Here is a 2,703-nt window from a genome sequence, read left to right on the forward strand (position 1 = left end):
GTCTTACGGTATACGCCAGCGCCGTGACGCCATCAACGAGCCGCGTGCCCAAGTGCGCGGCGTGAAGCAGGATGTGATGATCCGTCACATGCGTGCCGATGAGGCGGTGCGTATCAAGTATGACTCGAAATATGCCCAAAGCTCCAACTACTGGAAAAATTCCATCGGTATGAACAAGTGTATCGACAGCACGGGACTCATACGCCAGAAGGCCGATTTCGAGGCACGGATACGCCATTATCAGGACTCTACCGGCTACTTGAAAGGCAAACTCGACTTCGACCTGATGTCCCGCCTTTACAATGAGCGCATAGCCGTGCGCCGTGCGATGACAGTTTTCACAGAGACGTTCTTCCGTACAAACGAGCTTGCCAGCCGTGCGCTGCGTGCCCACAACGGTTCCGAGGTGAAAGGACCGGAAAACAAGAAGTCAAAGCAGTACATAGAGTTTGCTGATAACAGCGCCGAGTGGGATGAGGCACTTGACAAGGAGGTGTATGCCGTGCTGTTGAAGAACTACCGTGAGCAGGTGGATGCCAAGTACCTGCCCGATTTCTACAAGACTATCGACAGCCGTTTCGGAGGCGACTGTGCCAAATACGTGGATTACCTGTATGCCAATTCGATGCTGATGAAGAGCGGAAAGAAGATTTATATCAACAAAAAGAGCTTCAGCAAAGACCTCGGTGTGCAGATGGGTCTCGACATTATGAGCATGTATGCCTCATTAGGCGAGCCGCTCACGGCATCTGTAGACTCTATCGACGTGCAGGAGAAATATCTCTGTGCCGCCAAGATACGAATGGAAGAGGACATGCCTCATTACAGCGACGCCAACTTCACTATGCGTCTGAGCTACGGACAGGTGGGCGGATTCATGCTTAACGGCAAGCCGTCGGGATATTACACCACGGCAGAGAGCATAGTGGAAAAGATGGACAAGGGCGACAAGGTGGTGGATTACTTTGCCGAACCGATAATGAAAACGCTGCTTTCAGCAAAGAATTTCGACCCGTATACCGACAAGACCACAGGTAAGATGCAACTCTGTTTCCTAACAAATAACGACATCACTGGCGGCAACAGCGGTTCGCCGATGTTCAACGGGAAGGGACAGCTTATCGGACTGGCGTTCGACGGAAACTGGGACAGCCTCTCTGGCGATATCTTCTTCGATTCCAAGCTCGCGCGTTGCATCGGTGTCGACATCCGCTACGTACTCTTCATGATGGATCGTTGGGGACATGCCGACCGCCTTTTGAAAGAGATTGACGCCAAATAGAATATCCGGCAGACCGTGCCCGTGGCTTGCCGGCGGATAATGATTTCCGGCTGTTTGCCGCATATTAACCGTTAATTAGGATAGCAAGGACATGGCCATACCGGACTAACGGTACCGCAGAGGCGCCGGGACATGCAGGATGATGACATTCGGTCGATTATTCCCGTGTCCCGGCGCCTCTGCGGTATTTTAACCTCCGCATAGTGCCTTTGCTTAATCATGTCAATTATCAACCATCCGTAGATGAAAAAGATAACAATCATTTGCTTTTTATCGCTGCTGGCGGCTTCGTTCACGGCCGTGAACGGTCAGGACACTAAGCTGCTCACATCCCTGTTTGGCGGAAACCGCGCTGAGGATGCGCTTGACAAGATACTCGTGGCCTGCGGACAATTCGAGCCGTTGCCCCGTTCTGGCAGTTCTTTCTGGCGCGACTCGATACCCCAGAGCGTTCGCCGCAGTTATATAGAATACGGTGAGAGGTATCTCGGTGTGTCGTGGCCGGTGCTTCCTGTCACCGAGTTCGCCCGTTTCAAGACCGATGGCAACCGTACCGGCTACGAGCGTCTGTCGTTCGCACGCCGCCGTGCGCTGGCCGCTTTGGTGGTGGCCGAGATTGCCGAGGGGCGCCACCGTTTTGTCCCCGGCATCGTCAACGGTCTGCAAGCGCTGCTCGAAGAGACGTGGTGGGGTATACCGGCGCACTACAACAAGCCTGTGCCGGTGTATGAAGACCAGACGGTAGACCTGTTCAACGCCGAGACGGCCGGGCTCGTGGCATGGACATCATACATGCTCCGTGCCGAGATAGACAGTTTCTCGCCGCTTCTCCGCAGACGGATAGACAGCGAGATAAACCGCCGCCTGCTGCGCCCGGCCCTGAAAACGGACTACTGGTGGAAGCGTGCCGGAATGAACTGGAACCCATGGATAGCGAGCAACTGGCTCGCCTGTGTGCTCATCTGCGAGCATGACAGAGACCGGCAGCTTGCCGCCGTGGCTCAGATAATGACGGCTCTCGACACCTTTACAGACTCGTATCCGGCCGACGGCGGTTGTGATGAAGGCTCTAACTACTGGGATCGTGCCGCGGCATCGCTTTTCGATTGTCTCAACCTGTTGCGCGTTGCCACCGGCTGCCGTGTCGACATAGGCTCGCATCCGAAGATAAGGGCCATGGCGGGATATGCTTACAAACTGTACGCGGGTGACGGCAGGTGCGTGAACTTCGCCGACGCCGGCATTAACACCATGGCGCTGCAACTCAACGTGGCCTATCCTTTCGGGCGGTATACCGGCGACAGCACGATGACGGCTTTCGCATCGCACATTGCCGTAAAGAAAGATTTTGCCAATCATGCCGCCGACATCTACGATCGCAGCGGAAACTGGCCCGCCCTTGCCCGCGAGCTGTTTCTTCT

General features: G+C 55.0%; 1 protein-coding gene and 1 pseudogene. Both read left to right on the top strand.

Annotation, left to right across the window (positions count from 1 at the left end):
- Positions 1 to 1,282, top strand: a 1,282-nt coding sequence (locus MoGM_RS07255) for a S46 family peptidase (RefSeq protein ID WP_146078679.1), incomplete at its 5' end; no start/stop codon positions are given.
- Positions 1,283 to 1,525: 243 nt separating this feature from the next.
- Positions 1,526 to 2,703, top strand: a pseudogene (locus MoGM_RS07260) (hypothetical protein); the annotation flags it as partial.

The sequence above is a fragment of the Prevotella sp. MGM1 genome (assembly GCF_002933775.1).
In the GTDB taxonomy this organism is placed as follows: domain Bacteria; phylum Bacteroidota; class Bacteroidia; order Bacteroidales; family Bacteroidaceae; genus Prevotella.